The organism is Paludibaculum fermentans, from assembly GCF_051172195.1.
Lineage (GTDB): Bacteria > Acidobacteriota > Terriglobia > Bryobacterales > Bryobacteraceae > Paludibaculum > Paludibaculum fermentans_A.
In genome coordinates, this window is the sequence record NZ_JBPJAQ010000001.1 from 3,748,081 (window position 1) to 3,764,821 (window position 16,741).

The window sequence follows — 16,741 nt, forward strand, 5'->3', positions numbered from 1 at the left end:
AACAGAGCCATGCCGCTCCGCATCCTTCTCGACGCCCGCCACGTCAGGGATTTCGGATTCGGCACTTATATCCGGAACCTGGTACGGGGTCTCGTCGCCATTGGGGCTCCGCACCATTTCCTGCTGGTTGCCCACAAGGCGGATCAGCACGAATTTGACGGGTTGCCGGCCAATTTCGAGCTGCTGTTCTATGAGCGGAAGGATGCCGATCCCCTGGATCAGGTGGCATTCCCGTGGTTTGTCCGATCCCAACAGGTCGACCTCGCCCACATCCCGTTGAACACAGTCCCGCTCACCATGCCGCGCCCCTACGTGGTGACGGTGCATGATCTTTCCAGCCTGGTCTGGGATGCGCCCTCGGGTTGGAAGCACGAACTGCGGCAGTTGCAGGTGCGCCGCGGACTGTTGCGCGCGGAATGCGTCATGGCGGTCAGCGAGTCCACGCGGCACGACGTCATCCAGTTGCTGGGCATTCCCGCGGAACGCGTCCGCCGCATCTATGGCGGGGCCGATCCGCGCTTCACCCATCACATTCCGGGGCCCGGGGCCCGCGCTGCCGGGCCGGAAGCCTGGGCGCATGAACGGCGCAGGATTCTCGAACGGTACGGCATTCATTATCCCTTCCTCCTGTATGCCGGGACGATCCGCGCCCAGAAGAACATACCCCGCCTGGTGGAGGCCTTTTCCCTGTTGCGCGGCGAACTGCAGGACATGCCGCAGTGGCGGGACCTCCGGCTGATCATCATCGGAGACGAGATATCGCGGTACCCGGCCGTCCGCCAGGCCGTGATTCAATCCCGTATTGAACAGCAGGTCCGCTTCCTGGGGTTCGTGCCGCTGGACACGCTGCGTGTTTTTTACGAAGCAGCGTCCGCCTTTGTCTTTCCTTCGCTCTATGAGGGGTTTGGGCTTCCTCCCCTGGAGGCCATGGCGTCGGGCACCCCGGTGGTCTGCTCGAACGCCACGTCGCTGCCCGAGGTGGTGGGCGACGCCGCCATGATCGTCAGTCCCGACAACGTCTTTGACATCGCCCGAGGCATGAAGGAAGTCCTGCTGGACGCTGCTTTGCGGGCGGAACTGGTCCGCCGGGGCGCGGAACGCTCGCGCTTCTTCCGCTGGGAAGACACGGCGCGGGAAGTTCTGGATACCTATGTTACGGCCGCTACCGGCCGCGGCCGGACTTAGATCCAGCGGCGCAGGCCGTGCGTCCGTCGCGGATCCTTACCCGCCCATACTACCTGGGCCCTCACAATCCTCAACTGCGGCGTATCGTGCAACTCCACATGCGAGGGGCCGGCATGGCCGGTCAAGGTGGATTGCCCCAGGATCACCAGTCGCTGGTTCTCCTTGCGCAACTGCCGGATGAGCCCGGCGCCGCCCCATTGAATGGCATACCAGTGCCGTCCGCTCAAGGCGATCCGGTCCGGTTCGTCGCGGCTTAACAATGCAAACTCCACGTGCCCGAAGGCCTGGGCCAGTTCGGCGTCTTCCCCCACTTCCACCAGGACGAGCCGACCGGAGCCCTCAAAGGACGCCCGTGGGAGGGGAAACCACTCGATCACATCCTCCCAGCACGGAAACGGAGAATCCGGGCCCAACCGGCCGCGGAGCACAGGCACGAGGCGCGTCTGCGAGCCGTAGTGGCCCCGCTGCTCCAGTTCAAAACCCAATTCTTTTGATTGGATCAGGTCTAAAAGGCTGAAATCCAAGCCGGCGAGCAGCGCATCCCCGAAATCGGTTGAGAATCCCCGGACGCCTTTCAGCACGTTATGCATATGGGGTTGAGAAACCCCAATGTGACGCGAGAGACTCCGTTCTGTATACTCGCCGTTGCTCAGGCGGTGCTTCACCGCAGCCAGCAGCCGATGCTGCAACGTCGCCAGAGTCAATCGCGTGGGTGACAGGGGCATATTTCTGATAGAAATAGGATAGTACTGGTACCCCTCGGCATATCGAAATCCCCCGCGAAAGCGACTCTTCGCTGCTTGTTTGGTGCCCAATTAAGTAACCTGTTGTCATAGGCTTGACACTGAATCCGGAAGTTTCCTGGAATTCAGGCCCACTCCTCCAGTTGACGATTTCGGATATGGCCGTACTATTCAAATCATGGAATCGCGGATTGCTCGCCACAGGCTGCAGCCGCAGATCAATTGAAGGAAAAGAGAACCATGGAGTGGACCCGTTCTGAAACCCTCGCTTTGGCATTCACCGCATGCACGCAGTGCTTTGGCATTGGTGTGCGTTCGGTTCGCGGGGGAAAGCTGAAGCCGTGCAGTTGTGTTCTGCGTTCGATTTTTCGCGCCTGCTACGCGCGATTCCGGAGCTCTCTCGAGAAGCAATCCCATCTTTGTCTCACCTCGCTGGATGGCACGCATCGTGGAGGGGGCCGCAATACCTGGGGCCGAAAGAATGAAGAGTTTGTCGCCGATTTCTACCTTGTGACGCGCAGAAGGCTGAACGCAGCGGACTGGCGGATCTTCTCCGCGCACTACCTGCTTGGCGCCGATTGGCGCCTTTGCACCCGGCAGCTAAAGATGGACCGGGGTTCATACTTCCACGCCATCTACCGGATCGAAGAGAAGCTGGGGTTGGTATACCGCACCCTTTCGCCCTATTCGCTGTTCCCCACCGACGAGTACTTCCAGGGCGCCACAGGCTGTGAGCAGTGCGACCGCCGTCCGGAAGTGGTTGAAATACCGCGCAGATCGCTGCATGAGCGTCTGAAGGTACCCATCCGGAAAGCCGCCTGACCTGCCGCGATTGGGGGAGACTCGGAGTTTCCCCCATCGAACCCTCAAATGGACATACAATGCCGTTCGTGGCATTCACTCGGCGGCAAGCTCTGCAGACCCCCCTCCTGGGACTCCTACCTCAATCTCCCTCCTCCCCCATCGACCGCCGCGGACTGGTTCGCCGGCACAATCCGGTAATCCACATCCTGGATCCCATGAGTCCGCTTTCCGTCGGTAATGGGGAATTCGCCTTCACCGGCGATATCACCGGACTACAGACCTTTCCTGATGCTTATGAAAAGGGGATCCCCCTCTGCACTCAATCGCAGTGGGGTTGGCACAGTTTCCCGGCGCCGTCCGGTGTCTCCGCGCGTGATTTCCGCACCACGAAATTCGACACCCACGGCCGCATGGTGGGTTACCCCACCAGTTCAGAAGGCCAGAAGGATCTCTTCGATTGGATGCGGGAGAGTCCGCACCGGCTGAACCTGGGCCGCATTGGCCTGCGCCTGCGCAAGAGCGATGGCAGCGACGCGGCCGCGGAAGACCTGCAAGGTGTGGAGCAGACGGTCGACCTCTGGTCCGGGCTGATGACCAGCCGGTTCTCCCTGGAGGGCACCCCCGTTAAAGTAGACGTTGTCTGCCATCCGGAGCAGGACCTGCTCGCCGTGGTCGTCGAATCGCCGCTGGTCACCCAGAAACGGCTCGAGATTGTGTTGTCCTTCCCGTATGGTTCGCCCAACGTGAACGCCTCCGACTGGAAGAAGCCAGAGGCCCACACCACCACCCGCCGCCTGGTCACCCCCGCCGAAGCCGAACTGCAGCGCCGGTTGGATGGCAACCAGTACTATGTGCGCGCCGCCTATGAGGGCGGAGAACTGGTGGACGAGGTCGCCCATCTCTTCGCGCTGAAGCCGCGATCCGGCGCGGTGAAACTGACATTCCGTTGCCTGTTCAGCACCAGACAGCCGTCCGTGCCCACTCCGCCGGCCGCCGCCGTTTTCGAAGCCGCGAAACAGCATTGGGCGAAGTTTTGGAGTTCCGGCGGCGCTGTGGAACTGGAAGGCAGCAGCGATCCGCGGGCGCGGGAGTTGGAACGGCGCATCGTGCTCTCCCAATACCTGACGGCGATCCAATGCGCGGGTTCGCTGCCGCCGCAGGAGACGGGGCTCACCTGCAATAGTTGGTACGGCAAGTTCCACCTGGAGATGCACTGGTGGCACTCAGTCCACTTCGCTTATTGGGACCGCCTGCCCCTGCTGGAACGCAGCCTCGATTTCTATCGCAGGAATCTGGCTGCTGCCCAGGGCTTGGCCGCGCGGCAGGGCTATCGCGGTGCCCGCTGGCCGAAAATGGTCGGTCCGGATGCCCAGGATAGTCCGTCCCCCATTGGTCCGCTGCTCATTTGGCAGCAACCGCATCCCATCTACTATGCGGAACTCTGCTACCGGGCCCGGCCCGTGGCAGCGACCCTGGCAAAATACCGCGACATCGTCTACCAGACCGCCGAATTCCTCTCTTCCTTTGCCTGGCTGGATGCCAAGCGGGGCGAGTATGTGCTGGGTCCGCCGGTGATCCCTGCCCAGGAGAATCATCCGCCTCGCGAAACCTGGAATCCGACGTACGAATTGGCCTATTTCCGCTGGGCACTCGAGGTCGCCCAGCAGTGGAGGCTGCGCGCCGGCCTCACCCGGGAACCCAAGTGGGAAGACGTGCGGTCGAAACTGTCTCCGCTGCCCGTGAAAGATGGCCTTTATCTGGCCCACGAAAACTGCCCGCAGACGTTCACGGAAAGAAACCGCGACCATCCGTCCATGCTGGCCGCGCTCGGGGTCCTGCCGGGCGCGGGTGTCGATGCGGAAACGATGCGCAACACCCTGAAGAAGGTGATGACTTCCTGGAAATGGGCCGACACATGGGGTTGGGATTACCCCATGACGGCCATGACCGCGGCCCGATTGGGCGAGCCCGGCATCGCCGTGGATGCGTTGCTGCTCGAAACGCAGAAGAACAAATACCTGCCCAATGGCCACAACTACCAGCGGCCCGGTTTACATCTGTATCTACCCGGCAATGGTGGCTTGCTTACGGCTGTGGCCCTGATGGCCGCCGGTTGGGAGAACGGTCCGGCCGAAGCCGCGCCCGGCTTTCCGAAACAAGGCTGGAATGTGCGGATGGAAGGGCTGAAGAGGGTGATTTAGCGCCGGGCGCGGAAGAACTGCTCCAGCAGCGCTACGCAGTCCGCTGCCATCACACCTTCCACCACCTGGACACGGTGGTTGAGTAACTCGCTGTCGGCAATGCGGAATTTGCTGCGGACGCCGCCAAAGCGCAGGTCGCGGCCGCCGAAGACCAGGCGCGCAATTCGGGCATTCACCAATGCTCCGGCGCACATCGCGCAGGGTTCCAGCGTGGCGTAGAGCGTTGCCTTCTCAAGCCGGTAGTTGCCGGTGTGCTCAGCTGCCCCGCGGATGGCCTGGATTTCGGCATGCGCGGTGGGATCGTGCAGCGCGATGGGGTGGTTCCAGCCCTCGCCGATGATCGCGTTGTCTAAAACAATGACCGCCCCGACAGGCACTTCTCCGGCCTCTGCTGCCTGCCTGGCCAGGGCCAGGGCCCGGCTCATCCACTTTTCATCGTCCGTTTCTGACCATTTGTCCATGTTGCGCGCCAATTCATCCATTCCTGGCGAACTCCCGCAAAGAGTTGCTCGTAGAATGGACTGAGCCATGAGATACCTGCCATTGATTGTAAAGAACTGCCTGCGCAATCGCCGGCGCAGTCTCCTGACCATCGCCAGCCTGGCCATCTCCCTGTGCCTGCTCGGCGTCATGATGGCACTCTACTATGCACTGTTCCTCGGCGCCCCAGCGAAGTCGCAGGCGCGGCGCCTGGTGACGCGGCACAAGGTCTCCATTGTCTTCCAGATGCCCATCTACTACCGGGACCAGATCCGCAACATCAAGGGAGTGGAAGAGGTCGCTATCTGGCAATGGTACGGCGGTGTTTACAAGGACTCTCGCGACCAGCGCAACTTCTTCCCGCGGATCGGGGTGGAGGCTGACAAGCTCTTCAAAGTCTATGGAGAATACTCCATCCCGGAAGACCAGAAGAAGGCGTTCATCCAGGATCCTGCCAGCTGTGTTGTAGGCAAGGCCCTGGCCGACCGCTTTGGCTTCAAGGTTGGCGACAAGATCCTGATCAAGGGCGACATCTTCCCGTTCGACCTGGACTTGACCATTCGCGGGATTTACACCTCGTCTGAGACCTCCGACGAGTCGCTGTGGTTCAACTTCAAGTATCTGGAGAACGCGTTGCGGAACTCGTCCAGGCTGGCCGCCGGCACCTTCACGATGCTGGCTAATGATCCGGCGGAAGTGCCGCGCATTGCCCGCGAAATCGACGCCCTCTTTGCCAACGCGCCGACACCCACGCACACTGAGTCGGAGTATGCCTTCGGCGTCTCGTTCCTGTCGTTCCTCGGCAATATCAAAGTGATCCTGATGAGCATCTGCGGCGCGGTGACGTTCACCATCCTCCTCATCAGTGCCAACACGATGGCGATGAGTGTGCGCGAACGGGTCCGTGAGGTGGGTGTGCTGAAGACGCTGGGCTTCCAGCAGTCGACGATCCTCGGCATGATCCTGGGAGAATCCGCGTTCATTGCGCTGATTGGGGGCGCCATTGGGCTGGCCATTGCCGAGTCACTCTGCGCCATCATCCGGCGGGGGCCCGCGATCGTCGACCAGACCAAGACGCTGACCCTGCAGCCGCCCGTGATCGCGCTGCTGCTGGGCATTGCGATGATCATCGGTGTGGCTAGCGCGGTGGTGCCCGCCTGGAATGCGGCGCGCACCAATATCATCGACGCGCTCCGGTTTACCGACTAAGCGGAGAGAGAAATCATGGCGATTCCAATCACCTACAACATCCGGAATCTGGCGGTTCGCAAAACCACGACGGTGATGACCGCGCTCGGCATCGCGCTGACGGTGGCTGTCCTGCTGGCCGCGTTTTCGCTGGTGGAAGGCCTGAAGACGGCCTTTGAAGGCTCCGGCCATCCGCTGAACATCCTGGTGACGCGCAAAGGCTCCGACTCCGAACTGAGCTCAAATTACCCGCGCTCCGTCTTCAATGACACGAAATTCAAACAGGGCATCGCGAAGGACAAAAAGGGCGATCCGCTGGCTTCGCTGGAGATGGTCACGGTGATCACCCTGGCCAGCGAGGAGTTTCCGGAAGGAACCAACGTGAACGTCCGCGGCATCACGCCCACCGGCATCGAGATTCGCGACGACTCAAAGATTATCGAGGGACGCTGGTTCACACCCGGCCGCCGCGAAGTGACTGTTGGCAGTTCGGTCGCCAAACGCTATCCCTCCGCGCACCTGGGCGGCAAGCTGAAGTTCGGCCGCGGCGAGTGGGAAGTCGTCGGTGTCTTCGATACACCGCAGATGGCGCGGAAGTCCGAGATCCTCACCGATCTGAATCAGGCAGCCGGCGACTTCGAACGCACCGAAGTGCTGAGCTCGGCGCTGATCCGCGCGACCGATGAAGTGGCGCGGCAGGCGTTGATCAACGACCTCAGCTACGACTCGAAGCTAAACGTGCAGGCGAAGACCGAGAAGGAATACTACGCGATGCAGACATCCTCGGGCGACCTGGTGAAGTACCTGGGGACTTTCGTCGCGTTCATTATGGCGGTGGGCAGCTGCTTCGCGGCCATGAATACGATGTACGCGGCCGTGGCGCGGCGTTCCAAGGAGATCGGCACGCTGCGCATTCTCGGCTTTTCGCGGGTCGCCATCATGACCAGCTTTCTGGCTGAGTCGCTGATGCTGGCCACGCTCGGGGGCATCCTGGGCATCGTGCTGGTTCTCCCCCTGAATGGGATCACCACCGGGATCGGCAGCAACGTCACCTTTTCGGAAGTGGCGTTCCAGCTGAGAGTGTCACCGCAGATCATGGTCCGCGGCCTCGTCTTCGCGCTCTTCATGGGCGCAGTCGGAGGCCTGCTGCCGGCCTTCAGCGCCGCCCGTAAACAGATTCTCGTTGCCCTGCGGCAGATCTAGCCGCAATCAGGTTTCCTACTAGACCCATGGACTCAGATATCAAAAGTCTTCGTATCGATCGTTCGGCGGAATCGCACTCCGGCGGCTCGAGGTGGGCCACCCGATGGATCCTCATCGGGATTGCCCTCTTCCTGCTGCTGGGCGCGGGCGCCATGGTTTATAAACAGATGAATTCCGCGCTGGAAGTGACCACGGCGCGGGCCCAGGCGCAGCAGACCGCCGGAGGCTCCAACCAGGCCGTCATTCTGAACGCCACCGGCTACATCATCGCCGCCCATAAGATCCAGGTGGCCTCGAAAGTTGTCGGCAAAGTGGCCTGGATCGGCGTAGAGAAAGGCGACCGCGTCAAAGAGGGCCAGGTCATTGTCCGGCTCGAGGACGACGAGTATAAGGCACAGCTCCAGCAGGCCACCGGACAGTTGATGAACCTGCAGGCGCGGCTCGACGAGCTGCAGAACGGCTCCCGCCCGGAGGAGATCGCTGCCGCCAAAGCCAACGTCGAGCAGGGCAGGGCCGACCAGGAGAATGCGCGCATCACCCTGGCACGGACGAGGCAATTGCAGAGCGAGGGGGTGATGTCGAGGTCGAGCCTCGATGACGCCGTGGCACGCTACGACTCGGCGGTGGCTCGGGTGAACTCGCTCCAGAAGAACTACGAGCTGGTGCACATCGGCCCCCGCAAGGAACAGATTGACGCGGTGAAGGGCCAGATTGAGCAGGCGAAGGGCGTCGTGGCGTTTATGCAGACACAATTGAACAACACGATCATCCGGGCGCCTGTCACCGGTACGATCCTCGAGCGCGTGGTCGAACGCGGCGAGTTCGTCACCACCAGCTTCGTGGGCGATCGTGGCGCCAAAGGCTTCGTCGTGTCCCTGGCGGACTTGAGCGATCTGCGCGTGGAACTCGATATTTCCCAGAACGACTTCAATAAGCTGGGTTCCCGCCAGAACGGTGTGATCACGGTCGATGCCTATCCCGAAAGGAAATGGGAAGGCCGCATCGACGAGATCTCGCCGGAAGCGAACCGGCAGAAGGCCACCGTGCAGGTGAAGGTGAAGGTGCTGAATCCGGACGAATTCTTGCGGCCGGAGATGAACGCCTCTGTCGCCTTCCTCTCCGACGACAAACCGCAAACGTCCGCCGCGCCGGTGAAAGCAGGTAAACCGGTGGTCTTCATTCCGCCCTCGACCGTCCGCAACGATCATGTCTTCATCGTGGTGGGCGAGAAGGTGGTGGATCGCGCGATCAAGACCAGCGGCAATACGCAGCAGGGCCTGCGCGTGGAAGATGGGCTGATCGGCGGTGAGGATCTGGTGGTGGATCCGCCCGCTGAACTGAAAGACGGCATGAAAGTCCAAAGGAAGAAGTGAAGGAGCTGAGCCATGAGTGAAGTTGTTATTAAAACCCGCAAGCTGACGAAGGAATACGTCCGCGACGAGTTTCATGTCGTGGCCCTCCGCGATGCCGAGATCGAGATCCACCGCGGCGAATTCGTCGCCCTCATGGGGCCTTCTGGATCGGGCAAGTCCACCCTGTTGCACCTGGCCGCGGCCATGGACCGGCCTACCAGCGGCGACATTGAGGTATTGGGATCGAAGCTGAACAGTCTTTCCGATGGCGACATCGCGCGCTGGCGCAACCGCCATGTCGGGTTTGTTTTCCAGAGCTTCAACCTGATCCCGGTGCTGACGGCGCTGGAAAACGTCGAGCTGCCATTGAAGCTCACGCACTTGAAGAAGGCTGAGCGGCTGGCGCACGCCACCACGGCGTTGAAGCTGGTCGGGCTCGGCGATCGCCTGGGCCACTATCCGCGGCAGCTCTCCGGCGGCCAGGAACAGCGTGTCGCCATCGCCCGCGCGATTGTGACCGATCCGGACATCCTGCTGTGCGACGAGCCCACCGGCAACCTCGATTCCAAGTCAGCCTCCGAGGTCCTGTCGCTGCTCTCCATCCTCAATAAACAGCACGGCAAGACCGTCGTCATGGTGACCCACGATCCGCACGCCGCGCACTATGCCTCCAAGGTTCGGTACATTGACAAGGGAGAGCTCCTGGCCGAGGGCACCATGCCCGAGGACTGGAAATCCATGTCAGCCTGATGCCTGCGCGTTTAGCCATACTCTACGAACACCCTGAGTGGTTCCGTCCGCTGTTTGCGGAACTGTCCAAGCAGGGCGTTCCCTATGAGGAATGGCGTGCGGACGAACTGGTGTTCGACCTGGATGAGCAGGAATTCCCCGATCTGGTGCTGAACCGCATGAGTCCGTCGGCGGCCTTTCGCGGTCATGGCCACGGGCAATTTGCGGTCCGTGATTTTCTCACGCACCTGGAATCGCGGCGCGTGGCCGTCGTCAACGGCGCCCAGGCGTACGACTACGAAGTCTCAAAGATCCGCCAGCACGGCCTGTTTCAACGTTGTGGCGCGCGCACGCCGCGCACCCGGGCCGTCAACAATCCCTCCCTGCTGCGGAAAGCCGCGGAGGGACTGGCTTACCCGCTGCTGGTGAAACCAAACTGCGGCGGAGCCGGCGGCGGCATCCGCCGAGTGGACTCAGAACGCGACTTTGCCAGCGGCGAGTTTACCTTTGGCTGTGATCACACTGCCCTGGTGCAGGAGTTCATCCCCACCCGCGACGGCAGTTGCTACCGCATCGAAGTGCTGGATGGCGAAGTTCTCTACTGCGTGCGGATTCAACGTGAGGGGCAGGGGTTCAACCTATGCCCGGCCGACGTCTGCCAATCCGCGGCAAAGCCGGTCTTCACCCGCTGTGAACCGCTGCCGGAGGCTGCTGTGACTGCCCTCGCCGTGGCCCGACTGGGGAAGATGGACGTCTGCGGCGTCGAATATATGGTGGATCACCGCAGCGGCGATCCCGTGTTCTACGACCTCAATGCGCTTTCCAACTTCGTGGTGAATGCGGAGTCTATCGTCGGCTTCAATCCCACGAAACGGTTCGTCGAGTATCTGACCCGGCGGCTGTACTCGGCCGGGCGCGCCCGTTACTGATCGCCCCTGAACCCCTCTGACCGTCGTCGCGCATACACTGGATAACGGTACCTCGAGTCTTCCATGCGCTATCTCCTCTTCCTCCTGCCGCTGACGCTGTATGCGCAACTCTTCCAGGCCGGCACGGCCCGGCGCGAGATTACGCCCAGGGAGCCCGTTCCCATGTGGGGCTATGGTTCCCGCCACGACATGCTCTCGGAAGGCGTGATGGACCCTCTGTACGCCGTGGCGCTGGTTCTGCGCACTGGTGACCAGAAGCTGGCGATTGTAGGTATGGATCTCGGCCGCGCTCCGGCGGAAGGTTCGCTGCAACGCATCCGGCTCCGCGTGAAGCAGCAGACCGGCATCGAGAACTCCTTCATCGCCGGCTCGCATACGCATCACGGTCCGGTGATGGAGCTGACGGATAAGGAGGGGCGCGGCAAGGGCAAGTTTGACGCCACGATTCGCTACTACGCCCAGATGGAAGATGCCGTGGTCGAGGCGATTGTCGAGGCGAACTCCAAGCTGGCTCCGGCCCGGATGGCCACGGGTTCTGTGCAACTGCCCGGGTTCAATGTGAACCGCCACACGAAGCTCGAACCCAAGCCCAGTGACCGGGAACTCGCCGTACTGCGCATCGATGGACTGGACGGTAAACCCATCGTGATTCTGGCGAACTTTGCCGCCCATCCCACCACGCTCCCCGATAAGACCATGACGTTCTCAGCGGATTGGGTGGGCCAGATGAAGAACTGGGTCGGAGCGCAGGCCGGGGCGCCGGTGATGTTCATGCAGGGCGCCTCCGGCGACCAGTCGGTGAACCGCGAAAAGGGCGGCTACAAGGAGTACGGCCAGGCGATCGGCGCCGAAGTCTGGAAGCTGGCCCAGGGCCTGCAAACGAAGGACGTCGAGAAACCCACCCTGATCCTGAAGGAAGAGCGCTTCCCGTTTAAAGCTCGCGTGGACCTCTCCAATCCCATGGTGCACGGCATGTACGCCAAGGCGTTCTTCCCCGAGCTGATTACGAACTTTGAGGATGAGTATGTCGGCGGCGTGCAGCCCCGCCTCACCGTGGCGCTGTTGAATGGCGACATCGCGCTGGTGGGCGCCAGCGGCGAATTCTTCTCGAATCACGCCATCCGTTTGAAAGAGCGGGCGCGCGTGAAGCAGTTGTTCTTCTTCGGCTACTGCAACGGCTACCACCAGTACTTCCCCACCATCGAAGCGGTGGCCGAAGGCGGCTATGGGGCGGATCCGACCGTATCGCCCGTGGCCGTGGGCGCCGGCGAGCAGCTCATGAATACGGCGCTGGTGTGGCTCTATCAGATGTTGGGGAGGATCAGGCAGTGAAACGTGTTGCGGCATTCTTCCTTGCGCTCGCGGCGGCGCAGGGTCTCACGTTGGTCGACAAGGGTAAGTCAGGCTATTCGATCGTCCTCTCGGCGCAGGCCTCGCCTTCCGAGCAGCGGGCGGCGCAGGAGTTGCAGCGGTTTGTGGAGGAGATGTCCGGAGCGCGGCTGCCGGTGTCGTCGGACGACAAGCCTGTGCGCGGCCCGATGGTGCTGGTCGGCGACAGCGCGGCCTTGCGGAAACTGAAACTGCAGGTGCCGTTCGACAAGCTGGGGCCGGAAGGCTTCGTCCTCCAGGCCGCGGGCAACAACCTGATCATCGCCGGAGGCCGGCAGCGCGGCACGATGTACGGTGTCTATACGTTCCTCGATCAACTGGGCTGCCGCTGGTTCACCCGGGAAGTGAGCCGCATCCCGAAGCTCTCGACCATCACGGTCACGCGCTACGCCAAGCCGGAGCTCCACCAGCCCGCCTTCGAGTATCGGGAGCCGTTCATCACCGAGGCCTGGGACAAAGACTGGGCCGCCCGCAATCGCACCAATGGCAACCACTCGCAGCTCGATGCCTCTACAGGCGGCAAGCTGCAGTATTACCCCTTCGTCCACTCCTTCTATGAGCTGGTGCCGCCGAAGGAATACTTCGCCGAACACCCCGAGTATTTCTCCTTCATCGACGGCAAGCGCCGCACGGAGCGCGGCCAGCTTTGCCTGACGAATCCGGACGTCCTGCGCGTCGTGATTGCGCGTGTCGAAGCCTGGATCAAAGCGCACCCGGACGCCACCATCTTCTCCGTCTCGCAGAACGATTGGGAGGGCTGGTGCGAATGCGACCGCTGCCGGCGTGCCGAGATGGAAGAGGGGGGCCAGCACTCCGGCCCGCTGCTGCGCTTCGTCAATGCAGTGGCGGAGTCGATCGGCCAGCGCCATCCCGACAAGCTGATCGATACGCTGGCTTACTGGTATACCGAGAATCCCCCGCTGAAGGTCCGGCCGGTGAAGAACGTGCGCATCCGTTTGTGCCCCATCGGCATCTGCGTGTCGCACAGCTTTGGGCAGTGCCCGCGCAGCTCCTATTTCCATAAGAACCTGCAGGCGTGGTCGAAGATCACCAGCCAGCTCTATATCTGGCACTACAACACGAACTTCTCGCACTACCCGCTGCCATTCCCCGACTTCGATGAGCTGGCCGCGGATATCCCGCTCTACAAACAGCACGGTGTGGTCGGCCTGTTCATGCAGGGCGCCTATGCCGCGGGGGGCGGCGGGGAGGCCTCTGAGCTGCGCGCCTACGTCCTCGCACGCCAATTGTGGGACGCATCCACCAACGTCGATCAGGCCGTCCAGGAGTTTCTGGAGGGTGTCTATGGTGCGGCGGCCGGACCGCTGCGCGCCTACTTCGACCTGCTTCACGGCGAAGTGCGCGGTCCGGGCGGCCGGCATCTCTGGATCTTCAACGTGCCCGACTACTCGGCCGGCTTTCAGGCCAAGGCTGCTGAACTCTTTGCGAAGGCGGAAGCGGCCGCCAGCGATGAAGCCACGCGGCGCCGCGTGCTGAAGGCAAAGCTGCCCCTGGAATACTACGGCCTGCTCCGCGACACCGATTTCGACGTTCACGGTTCGCAATGGGGACCGGCCGACGTGGCGAGCCTGAAGCCGCGCGCCCTGGACCTCTTCGCACGCATGCGTACTTTCGGGATTCAGAGCATCCACGAAGGTCAGGAGTTGGCGCGCGATGAGAAGCACTACACCGAAATGTCCTCAGTACCCTTGTTCACCCTCGAAAATGGGCAATGGCGCGCGGACGTGGTGCCGGAGCTCAACGCCCGGGTCGTGCGGTTGATCGACAAGTCGACCGGCCGCGACACGATGCGCCGCTTTCCTCCTGGCGAGGGCGCCTACCCCTTCGTGGGCGGCCAGGTCGCCAGTGTCCACGCCGACTACTACGCCAAAGCCCTGGATGTGACCTGGACCGTGGACTCGCATTCCACTGAACGCCTGATCCTGTTGGGCCAGTGCGCCAACGGCCTGCGCGTCCGCCGCATCTTCGAACTGAATACAGCCGGCCTGCACACCTCGACCGTCGTGGAGAACGCCGGCCAGGCTCCGGTGCCGGCCGCGCTGCAGGTACGGGCCGAGTATACTCCTGGCGACATCGACTCAGCCGCCATGTCCTTCACCCGGATCAGCGGCCAGCGCGTCGAGCAGCGCTTCATCACCCCCGACCACGAGCCCACCGACAAATACACCTGGAACGGCGGCGATAAACCAAGCCGCGAGTGGAAACTGCTGCAGGGCGGAGGCCTGCCGTTGTATGTGCGCTTCCAGGACGAGCAGGTAGGCCGGACCTTCCTGAGCTGGACTGCCAAATCGCGTGCCGGAGTGCAATTCCTCCTATGGTCGCCGGAGAAGTTGTTGAAGCCCGGCGAATCGCTCAGGCTCGACGCGGATTACGGAGCAGTGCGCCCATAGTCCCAAAACGCAGCTCTGAAAGCTGACAGCTCCCTCAGTACTGATTGAACTCCGTGGCCCAGCGGAACGCCTCCACCCAGTGACCGCCCTTCTTGGCGATAATCGTGCGCAACTCGGCCCGCGCTTTCTCCTTGTCCTCCGGAGCCCAATCCGGCCGGTACTTGTGCATCGCCGGCTCCCACTGGCTGACGTGCGCCAGGCCCGCGGCCTCCTTCTGCTCCTTCACCGAATCGATGTTCACCCACATGTTGGCGTCCCTCTCGGTGACATAGAAGAACATCATCGCCGGCACCTTCCACGGCTCCAGGCCCTGCTGCAGCCGCTGGTTCGGGAAGTACAGATGGAACTCCGCCGCCCGGATCGCATCCAGCGTATTCGTGGCCGCCATCCGATGGTCGGTCTTGTGCCAGCGGACATAGTCGGAGCCGGGGTCCACCGTCATCACGATGTCGGGCCGGTAGCGGCGGATCACCTCCGTCGCCTGTTCCACCAACCGGCGGCTGTCGACATACTCCAGGAGGCCGTCGTGATGGCCCAGCCACAGCAGGTTTTCTTTCGGGATGCCCAGGATGCGGTTGCCCTCTTCCTCTTCGGCCTTGCGAATACGCGCCAGCCGCTCGCCGGTCATCTCGAGATCGTACGATCCCTTGTCATCGTTCGTGTAGATCACGATGCGGATCGTGTTGCCGTTCTTCGCCAGCAGCGCCAGCGTACCGCCGCAGCAGAACGCATCGTCGTCCGGATGTGGCGTGAACAGCAGGATCGTCTTGCCCTTGATGTCTTCGATGCGCGGCGGTGTCTCGGCCGCAACAGCAGGCACCAGGGCCAACAGCAGGGCGGGGAAGACGGTTGGAATTCGAGAAAGCATGTTAGGTTTCACCTCTGGAGGCTAAACTGGACGCGGCTCAGGCTGCGGCTTGGCCCCCAGCCAGGAGATCAGGATCGCGAAGACGACAAACAGCGGGATCATCGTCATCGGCTCCGGCCGCAGCGGCGGCTGCAGATAGCGGAACGAGTTGGCGATGGCCGTCCACGTCAGCAGCAGGAACATGGTCCGGGCTCGCGCATAGCGCGCCACCAGCACCGACACCACAATCGTGGAGATCACCAGGAACGTCCAGATGGCCTCCTGCGAAGCCCACTTCAACTGGTCATGCAGGTCCCAGGTGAACGCTGCATAGGTCGTCGTGATCGCGGTCTGCCAAGCTAGCGTCTTCGAATACAGGATCAACGCCGCCAGCACGGCTCCGGCCACTGTGTAGCTGAAGCGTACCTTCAGCTCCTCGCCTGCGTAAATAGCCAGCCCGATGGCAATCGCCGCGCTCAGGATCGCCGTCCACGCCGGCGTCGCCGCTTCCGGCTGCGAGCCCTCGCGTGTCAGTTCCTTCCGCAGGCGCCACGCACACCAGGCATAGGAGACCCCCAGGATCGCTCCGAACGAAAGTTCCATCGCTTTCCACCAGCCCAGCGGCATTTCGCGCCAGAGGCCCTTGCCCCAGGGCTGCAGGGACGCTCCAAAGGCGAACCCGAGCCCTCCGCCAATGCAGCCGAACAAGGCGAACCAAGCCGGCACACGGGCCCGCAGCACGGCCAGCAGGCACAGCCCGCCCACCCACAGCCCGGCCCACATCTCTTCGCGCGGTTTCTCCAGGCGGTTCGAAAAATACATCAGCTTGGGATGGTCGATCACGGCCCAGCCGGCCCACGTCCCCAGCACCATGGCCGCGAGCGCCAGCAGGATCCGCCGGTTCGGCAGCTTGTCCCGGTCCAATGCCATACCTAGGAATGCTCCGCCCAGCAGGCCCCAGGCCGCGCCTTTCAATCCGAAGCCGAGGATCGCCCACCAGAATGTTTCCGGATGCAGGCTCAGGCCGACGGTCTGCCCGTACGTTTCCTGACCGCCGAACCCCACGCCCACCGCGCCCAGCGCGGCAATCAGGCCTGCGTCAGACTCCCGGCCCAGGAAGAAACACAGCGCCAGCCCGATCATCGCCCCTGGGATCATGGCCCCCAGAGAGCCTCCGCCAATCGAGCCGCGCAGCCCCCACCCCAAAGACATCGTGACGGCGCAGAACAGGCACCAGAACCAGGCAGGTCGTGTATTCATGTGCATAACTGATCTGAACC

Annotated in this window: 14 protein-coding genes; 10 read left to right on the forward strand and 4 right to left on the reverse strand. The window is 62.4% G+C overall.

Going from position 1 to position 16,741, the window contains the following annotated elements; all coding sequences use genetic code 11:
• The first annotated feature begins 9 nt into the window (after positions 1–9).
• Positions 10–1,185 carry a glycosyltransferase family 4 protein gene (locus ACR9Y2_RS15255; protein ID WP_435042240.1) on the forward strand — a complete coding sequence of 392 codons (1,176 nt, stop codon included), beginning with the start codon at positions 10–12 and terminating at the stop codon, positions 1,183–1,185.
• On the opposite strand, the gene ACR9Y2_RS15260 is transcribed toward ACR9Y2_RS15255, so the two are convergent.
• A complete protein-coding gene (locus ACR9Y2_RS15260) occupies positions 1,182–1,910 on the reverse strand; it encodes a hypothetical protein (RefSeq protein WP_435042242.1) in 729 nt (242 codons plus the stop codon). The genes ACR9Y2_RS15255 and ACR9Y2_RS15260 overlap by 4 nt on opposite strands.
• A gap of 258 nt (positions 1,911–2,168) precedes the next feature.
• Here ACR9Y2_RS15260 and ACR9Y2_RS15265 point away from each other — a divergent pair, with 258 nt between their 5' ends.
• On the forward strand, positions 2,169–2,750 hold the full coding sequence (locus ACR9Y2_RS15265) for a hypothetical protein (protein WP_435042244.1): 582 nt from the start codon (positions 2,169–2,171) through the stop codon (positions 2,748–2,750).
• 197 nt (positions 2,751–2,947) lie between these two features.
• A complete protein-coding gene (locus ACR9Y2_RS15270; protein ID WP_435042246.1) occupies positions 2,948–4,933 on the forward strand; it encodes a glycoside hydrolase family 65 in 1,986 nt (661 codons plus the stop codon).
• On the opposite strand, the gene tadA is transcribed toward ACR9Y2_RS15270, so the two are convergent.
• Positions 4,930–5,394 (reverse strand): tRNA adenosine(34) deaminase TadA, encoded by a 465-nt coding sequence (tadA, locus tag ACR9Y2_RS15275; protein ID WP_435042247.1) that lies wholly within the window; start codon positions 5,392–5,394, stop codon positions 4,930–4,932. The two genes, ACR9Y2_RS15270 and tadA, sit on opposite strands and share 4 nt — an antisense overlap.
• Positions 5,395–5,461: 67 nt before the next feature.
• Between tadA and ACR9Y2_RS15280 the strand changes: the two genes are divergently transcribed.
• From ACR9Y2_RS15280 to ACR9Y2_RS15310, 7 genes are all read left to right on the forward strand, one after another.
• Positions 5,462–6,622 carry an ABC transporter permease gene (locus tag ACR9Y2_RS15280; RefSeq protein ID WP_435042248.1) on the forward strand — a complete coding sequence of 387 codons (1,161 nt, stop codon included), beginning with the start codon at positions 5,462–5,464 and terminating at the stop codon, positions 6,620–6,622.
• Between the two features lie 15 nt (positions 6,623–6,637).
• Positions 6,638–7,804 carry an ABC transporter permease gene (locus ACR9Y2_RS15285; protein WP_435042249.1) on the forward strand — a complete coding sequence of 389 codons (1,167 nt, stop codon included), beginning with the start codon at positions 6,638–6,640 and terminating at the stop codon, positions 7,802–7,804.
• 26 nt (positions 7,805–7,830) lie between these two features.
• Positions 7,831–9,177, forward strand: coding sequence for an efflux RND transporter periplasmic adaptor subunit (locus tag ACR9Y2_RS15290; protein ID WP_435042250.1), 1,347 nt, complete (start codon positions 7,831–7,833; stop codon positions 9,175–9,177).
• 12 nt (positions 9,178–9,189) lie between these two features.
• On the forward strand, positions 9,190–9,906 hold the full coding sequence (locus tag ACR9Y2_RS15295) for an ABC transporter ATP-binding protein (RefSeq protein WP_435042251.1): 717 nt from the start codon (positions 9,190–9,192) through the stop codon (positions 9,904–9,906).
• On the forward strand, positions 9,906–10,814 hold the full coding sequence (locus tag ACR9Y2_RS15300) for an ATP-grasp domain-containing protein (protein WP_435042252.1): 909 nt from the start codon (positions 9,906–9,908) through the stop codon (positions 10,812–10,814). Before ACR9Y2_RS15295 ends, ACR9Y2_RS15300 begins: the two co-directional genes overlap by 1 nt.
• Before the next feature lie 63 nt (positions 10,815–10,877).
• Complete coding sequence (locus ACR9Y2_RS15305; RefSeq protein WP_435042253.1) at positions 10,878–12,146, forward strand: neutral/alkaline non-lysosomal ceramidase N-terminal domain-containing protein; 1,269 nt, start codon at positions 10,878–10,880, stop codon at positions 12,144–12,146.
• Entirely contained in the window at positions 12,143–14,614 is a 2,472-nt protein-coding gene (locus ACR9Y2_RS15310; protein ID WP_435042254.1) for a DUF4838 domain-containing protein, read from the forward strand. The genes ACR9Y2_RS15305 and ACR9Y2_RS15310 overlap by 4 nt, the downstream gene beginning before the upstream one ends.
• Positions 14,615–14,648: 34 nt before the next feature.
• On the opposite strand, the gene ACR9Y2_RS15315 is transcribed toward ACR9Y2_RS15310, so the two are convergent.
• Together ACR9Y2_RS15315 and ACR9Y2_RS15320 are read right to left on the reverse strand one after the other, a co-directional pair.
• Positions 14,649–15,482: a PIG-L deacetylase family protein gene (locus ACR9Y2_RS15315; protein WP_435042255.1), complete on the reverse strand. Its 834-nt coding sequence runs from the start codon at positions 15,480–15,482 to the stop codon at positions 14,649–14,651.
• Positions 15,483–15,503: 21 nt separating this feature from the next.
• A complete protein-coding gene (locus ACR9Y2_RS15320; RefSeq protein ID WP_435042256.1) occupies positions 15,504–16,721 on the reverse strand; it encodes a hypothetical protein in 1,218 nt (405 codons plus the stop codon).
• Between the last annotated feature and the right edge of the window lie 20 nt (positions 16,722–16,741).